Origin of the sequence: Mesorhizobium sp. M7A.F.Ca.CA.002.15.2.1 (assembly GCF_003998715.1) — a bacterium.
GTDB lineage: Bacteria > Pseudomonadota > Alphaproteobacteria > Rhizobiales > Rhizobiaceae > Mesorhizobium > Mesorhizobium ciceri.
This window is the reverse complement of sequence record NZ_RZPI01000300.1, coordinates 1-6,314: the sequence shown is the minus strand read 5'-3', so window position 1 is coordinate 6,314 and position 6,314 is coordinate 1. Positions and strand designations below refer to the sequence as shown.

Annotated in this window: 5 protein-coding genes and 1 pseudogene; all 6 read left to right on the top strand. The window is 62.4% G+C overall.

Annotated features, from left to right (window positions below):
• A partial coding sequence (locus ENZ74_RS17650) for an Ig-like domain-containing protein (protein WP_127312892.1) occupies positions 1-2,622 on the top strand: 2,622 nt, incomplete at its 5' end.
• A 60-nt stretch (positions 2,623-2,682) separates the two neighbouring features.
• The gene (locus tag ENZ74_RS17645) at positions 2,683-3,054 is read left to right on the top strand and encodes a hypothetical protein (protein WP_027163714.1); all 372 of its coding nucleotides are present in this window, start codon (positions 2,683-2,685) and stop codon (positions 3,052-3,054) included.
• A gap of 32 nt (positions 3,055-3,086) precedes the next feature.
• A complete protein-coding gene (locus ENZ74_RS17640; RefSeq protein ID WP_063170328.1) occupies positions 3,087-3,845 on the top strand; it encodes a transglycosylase SLT domain-containing protein in 759 nt (252 codons plus the stop codon).
• Between the two features lie 140 nt (positions 3,846-3,985).
• On the top strand, positions 3,986-5,134 hold the full coding sequence (locus ENZ74_RS17635) for an ABC transporter substrate-binding protein (protein ID WP_244514232.1): 1,149 nt from the start codon (positions 3,986-3,988) through the stop codon (positions 5,132-5,134).
• A gap of 33 nt (positions 5,135-5,167) precedes the next feature.
• A complete protein-coding gene (locus tag ENZ74_RS17630; protein ID WP_063168897.1) occupies positions 5,168-5,872 on the top strand; it encodes a hypothetical protein in 705 nt (234 codons plus the stop codon).
• Between the two features lie 151 nt (positions 5,873-6,023).
• Positions 6,024-6,314: pseudogene (locus tag ENZ74_RS17625) on the top strand (GGDEF domain-containing protein); the annotation flags it as partial.

The window sequence follows — 6,314 nt, the reverse complement described above, 5'->3', positions numbered from 1 at the left end:
AACGGCACCAATACCGTCAACAATGTCGAGACCTTCACCTACCAGGCCACCGACGCCAACGGCAACACGATCACCAACACCATCACCATCGACGTCACCGACGACGTGCCGACGGCCCATGCCGACACCAACAGCGTTGTCGAGGGCGGGATCGTGCTCGGCAACGTGCTGAGCGACGGCACGGACGACGTGTTCGGCGCCGACGGTGCGGCGGCGGGCGGCGGCGTTGTCGGGGTCCGCGTTGCGGGCGGCGACACCACGACGGCGGTGACGACGGGCGTCAACACGGTGATCAACGGCAGCTTCGGCACGCTGACGCTGCAGGCCAATGGCAGCTACAGCTATGACGGCCTGCCCAACGTGGTTCCGCCGGCAGGCGCAACGGAGACCTTCGTCTACACCATCATGGACGGCGACGGCGACCTGTCGACGACGACCCTGACCATCAACCTGTCGGACAGCGGCCTTGCCGTCTCCAACGACGACCTGACGGTCAACGAGGCGGCGCTGCCGATCGGCAGCAACCCGTCGAGCACCGCCGAGACCATCGCCGGAACGGTCGTCGACAATGTATCGGGCGGCACCGGGCCCTACACCTACGCACTGGTGAGCAACGCCATCGGCGCGCACGGCACGCTGACCTTCAATGCCAACGGCACCTACAGCTACACGCTGACCTCGCCGGTCGACGGCGCCGACGCCAACAACGGCACCAACACCGTCAACAATGTCGAGACCTTCACCTACCAGGCCACCGACGCCAACGGCAACACGATCACCAACACCATCACCATCGACGTCACCGACGACGTGCCGACGGCCCATGCCGACAGCGGCAATGTCAATGAAGGCGCGCTGCTGACCGTGACTGCTGCGGCCGGCGTTCTGATCAACGACGTGGCCGGGGCAGATGGTGCCACGATCGACGGCGTCCGGGCTGCGGGCGGCAACACGACAACGGCGGTGACGACCGGTGTCAACACCGACATTGCCGGCCTGCACGGCACGCTGCATCTCAACGCCGACGGCTCCTACACCTACCAGTCGACGGCCCACAGCATCAACGCGAACACCACGGACGTGTTCGTCTACACCATCAAGGATGGTGACGGCGACCTGTCGACGACGACGCTGACCATCAACCTGACGGACATCAATGACGCGCCCGTAGTCGCGAACACTCAGAACTGGATGTCGAGCGACCCGGCGCAGCAGACCTTGAGCACGCCCAGCTATCCGAATGGGTATCCGCTGCTGGTCTCCATTCCGACGGATGCGGACGGGGATAACCTCATCGTCACCGCTACGGGAACGATCCCCACCGGCACGTTCTATTTCAACGGCGTGACCTATATCGCCCTGACAGCCGGCACGGTGCTGTATAATCCGTCCGGCGGTATCAACCTGCTGGACGATCTGGTTTATCGGCCGACCGCATTGCAAACTGACACGGTCAACAACAACCTGTCGCTGGATGTCTATGACGGGCACACTCACGTTGCACAGACTGTTGGCATCCACGAAGTGCCGCCGACCAGCCTGCCCAGCGACACGTCGCAGATTGGCGATGGCAGCAGTCCGCTGACGTCGGGCAATGATCAGGTCACGACGCTTGCTCTGTCGCAAGCGACGGTAAACGCGATATTGGCGGATCCTCACAGCGCAACTGTCGTCGTCTATACCGATTTCCAAAAGACGCCGATTGATACGCCGATTGACCCTTCAGAGCGAAACCCAGGTGCGTTCGGAGATAGTAGCGCAGGGTCGCATCGTGAACAGGAGGTTCAGGTCGAGATCAGAATTGGCACCAATCACTTCGCCGCAGTAGAAGACGATTTGACCGCTGGGACCTTCGAGCAGACTTGGTTCTACGATCCGGCCACGGGTCAGATGAAGGCTACGGTCGACTACGATCACATCTTCCTTCTCGATGGCGCAGGCAATGCCACCGCTACGACGCTTGCCAGCTACTTGATCGCGCATCCGCCGGCAGCCGGAGACTCGTGGACCCTGTCCTACTTCGACAATGATGGCGGCAGTTGGCAGGCCCGCTCCGTCAATTTCTCCTTCTTCTCGCACAATCCTGGTGATCCCGGGATCTCGGTGAACGGTGACCCAACGCTGGCCGACCAGATCTATGGAACGTCCGGTATCGACCAGCTCAGCGGTAATGGCGGCAATGACGTCATCGTCGGCCGGGGCGGCAATGACTTCCTCAGCGGCGGAGCCGGCAACGACCTGCTCAGCGGCGGCGACGGCAACGACCTTCTCATAGGAGGTCTCGGCCAGGACACCCTGACCGGAGGAGCCGGCGCCGATACGTTCCGGCTTGAGAATATCGACATCAAGGACCTCATCACTGATTTCAGCGGCGTGGGAGGACATGGCGACAAGATTGACCTGACCGCCCTGTTTGACACGGCGCCTGGAGGAGCCAATATCGGTGACTTCGTGAACTACAATGCGGGGACGGGTACGCTCAGTGTCGATGCCAACGGCAGCACCGGCGGCGCCAACTTCGTCGACGTGGCAACGCTGACGAACCTGCCCGCTGCCAACACGATCACGCTGCTCTACGACGATGGCATAACCCAGCATCAGACAACCGCAAACCTGGTCTAACGGCATAGCGCACAACCATGCGATTATGTTATACGTCGCTAATATTTAGGGGAGCTAAACATGAAACGTTCTGCAAGACTGCTTGTTTCCGCTGCGACGCTGTTGCTGGCAGTCGGGTCGACGGGGTATGCCGCCGACATCATCGAAGGTCCGACAGGCGATTATTGCCGGGTCGTCGGCACGTCCAATCTGGTCTTGAACGACAACATCGTCGATCTGAAGCAGCAGGTGGTGAAGCTGATGGACGAGTCGGTCGCCGCCGCCAACAGCTCGGAGTGGATCAACTCGTCCCGGCCCGTCTTCGTCTGGGCATCGGAAGCCAAGGTCGCCTGCGGCATGGCTTACGGCTACCTGAAGACGAACTACAAGGACGAAGACACCCTCAACAAATGCGAGTGTTTTCACGATCGCATGGTCGAGTACATGCACTGACCGGATAGGCGAACCCACGCCTGTTGGCCATCATGACAGCCGCCGGATCATTCTCGAAGGCGATCGCAGGCGGGATCGCGTTCGTCGGCTTTGGCCTCACTGTCACGCTGGCCCACGCCAACTGGCTGGAACGGCCTTTTGTGGAACAACAGCAGCCGTCCAGCCTGACGCGGCCGGCACACTGTGACACTGCCACGGAGTGGACCCGGCAGGCTTTCAAGGCGTTTGCCAGTTGCCAGGCATCGATCTATGGCCTGGAGCCGATGCTGGCGCATGCGGTGATGGAGATCGAAAGCGGCTTCGATCCCGGCGTGCAAGGCGCCGATGGCGAAGTCGGCCTGATGCAGGTGATGCCGGCGACCGCCAGGATGCTCGGCTTTCGAGGTTCCCTCGACGATCTCAGCGCGCCGGCGGCCAACATCGCGCTGGGGGTCAAATATCTTGCACAGGCCAACAGGCTCGCCGCGGGTGATCTCTGCACCACCGTCATGAAGTATCGCGCCGGGCACAATGAAAGCCGGTTCTCGGCCCTTTCAGTCCGCTACTGCCAGCGTGCGCGGGCAATCCTGGCAAGGGAAGGGATCGAAGTGACCGGCCCCTTGCCGGTGGCGACATTCGGCTTTTCCGCGTTTTCGCCAGGCGGGGAGGGTGGAGCCCCTGCCCAGGGAAAGGGCGTTTGCGTGCGCCGCGTGTTCGTGCCCGGGCCGCGATACATGAAATGCGCCGACTATCGAAGTGCCGGGCAAGCAAGGCAGATCAGGGCGCTCAGAGGCAGGCTTTTCGGCGGCTAAAAGAACTACAGACGGCACTGCAAGTCCGCCGTAACATGCGTTGAAGACCAGACCGGGAACAATATCCGGCGGCACATAGGGGTGGAGCATTCATGGAAGCTGGCCGACAGGTCCACCGTCCGCGGACATGGGCAATCGCCTTGGCGCTCGCCGCGATCGTGTCGGGCTGCCAGTCGAAGGGCGGCGTGTCCGAAGTGCTCGATCCGGCGGCGGTTACCGCGCCTGCCGGGCAGAACGGCGCCGCCGGCGCCGGTCCCGTCCAGGCGACCCAGTCGATGGGCACCGGCTCGACCAAAGTCACGATGCTGCTGCCGCTGTCCGCCCCTGGAACGGCCGGGGAAAACGGCAGGAAGATGCTCGATGCGACCAAGCTGGCGATGACGGATATCGGCAACGGATTGCTGGCGCTGACGGTAGAAGACACCAAAGGCGACAGCGCACTGGCCGGCAAACTGGCGGTTACGGCCATTACGACGGGGTCTAAAGTCGTCATCGGCCCGACCGAGCTGCCGGCGGCCCAGCATATTGCCACGCTGTCGGGGTCGAAGCGGCCACCGGTCCTGGCGCTCGCCGACAATTTCGCCGGCGGCCCCGGGGTCTATGCCGTGCTCCTTGGCGAAGCGGACAGCGCCGCCGCGGGCGCCGCGGGACTGGCCGCGAAAGGCAGCAAGAAGTTCGTACTGCTTGTCGCGGATGGCCCAAACGCCGGCGCCATGGAGAAGCGGGTCGCAAACAGCCTCAGCATCTACGGCGCGGCGCTCGCGGTCACTCTCCGATATTCTGCCGGCGACGGCGCGAAGACGGTCGACGAAATGGGCTCACTCGTGGACGCCCCCGACGCCGTCATCGTCGCCAGCGGCAATGGCAGTCCGTCGCCTGTCCTTGCCGCCCTCAAATCGAAGGGCATTCCGGGAAAGACGATCTCCGTCGTCGGGACGAACCGTTGGCTGGAGCACCCCATGGATCCGCTCTTCGAGGGGGCGTTTATCGCCACGCTCGATCCAAGCGAAACCGGGCCGATCGCCGACCGCTTCAGGACGACATACAACTATCCGGCTGACGTCAATGTGGCCTACGCCTATGATATGGTTGCCCTGACGGCAGGGATTGCCAGCGCGGTCGGGCCCGATGGTTTCAGCAAAAAAACTCTCGAGAATCCAAACGGCTTTCGCGGGTCGACCGGCCTGTTCCGGTTTCGGGCCGACGGATCCAGCCAACGCTCGATGCCGTTCTATCGGATTGAAAAAGGTGCGCTCAAGCTGGTTGCCAAATCGACGTCGGGTTTCTGACCGGCGCAAATCCCTGGGATCCTGTTCAAGCTGATGGCCAGGCCGGGCCGCAGCCGCTTGGCGATCGCACTTGGAAGCCTCCTGCTCCTGGCCGGGATCCTGCTGATCATTCAGGGCGGGGCGTTGCTTTCGGTCGATCAGCCTGTCCGTGCCCGGTCGCCAGATGTTGACGACACGCAGCCTGTCCGGCCGTTTGCCCCGGTTGCCGGCGCACAACGCCTGGAGCCGGCGCGCAAGGTTGCTCAAGACCTGATCGCTCCACCACGGCTTGATCCCGCTGAGATCGAACGGGCCGAGCCCCGTCCGCCGCTCAGCGAGCTCGGTCTCGCCGTGCCCCCGAAAACGCCGATGCCCAGGGATTGGCGGGAGGTCTTGCTCTACCGCCCGGTTGTCACATCATCGGCGATGTTCGAAGCCATGGGCCGCAAGGTGTTCATCAGCGGAGTGCGAGGCATCGATCTCGACAGCTCCTGCTCGTTTCATGACGTCACCTGGCCTTGCGGCGTACGCGCCCGCGCCGTTTTCAATTCCTGGCTGAGGGGACGCGCGCTGCACTGTTTCGTACCGCCGGACGTCGAGCGTTTTGCCGTCGCCGCACCGTGCAGGCTGGGCAAGCAGGATGTTGGCGCCTGGCTTGTCTCCAACGGCTGGGCCACGGCGCTGCCGAGCGGCATCTACGGCAAGGCGGAGGCGACAGCCAGGGACGCGGAGATGGGCATGTTCGGCCCGGCACAATAGGCTGTCATTCAATCCCTGATGTTTTGTTTGTTAACCGCCACGGGCGCAGCCTTGATGGGGTCATCGCGCAATCGATTAAATTGCAATGTTCCTTGAAACTGAAATTGCAACACACCGGCCTTATACAAGCCCATCCACAGGAGATCGGCCAGTGACAAAGACTATGGCGAGCACCACCGACCAGGCATGGAAAGGCGTCGCTTTGCTGACCTTTCTGGGAACCGCTGCAATCCTGGGCGTTTCCGTCGGTCTCAATTATCTGCTTCTGTTCTCGGAGGCGCTGACGCCATTTGGGCGCAGCATGGTCACGGCAATCCTGTTGCCTGTCGTTCTTGGTGTTCCGCTTTTTCTGTTCGTTGGATTGAAACAGATCGAGCTTCGTCGCTATCGCCGGGAACTCGACAAGTCGGCAACCTTCGACACCACGACCGGCTGCCTGAAC

Excerpts from the sequence above, each read along its gene's own strand:
- ENZ74_RS17645 (WP_027163714.1), top strand. The coding sequence starts at position 2,683 with ATGAAACGTTCTGCAAGACTGCTTGTTTCCGCTGCGACGCTGTTGCTG.
- ENZ74_RS17640 (WP_063170328.1), top strand. The coding sequence starts at position 3,087 with ATGACAGCCGCCGGATCATTCTCGAAGGCGATCGCAGGCGGGATCGCG.
- ENZ74_RS17630 (WP_063168897.1), top strand. The coding sequence starts at position 5,168 with ATGGCCAGGCCGGGCCGCAGCCGCTTGGCGATCGCACTTGGAAGCCTC.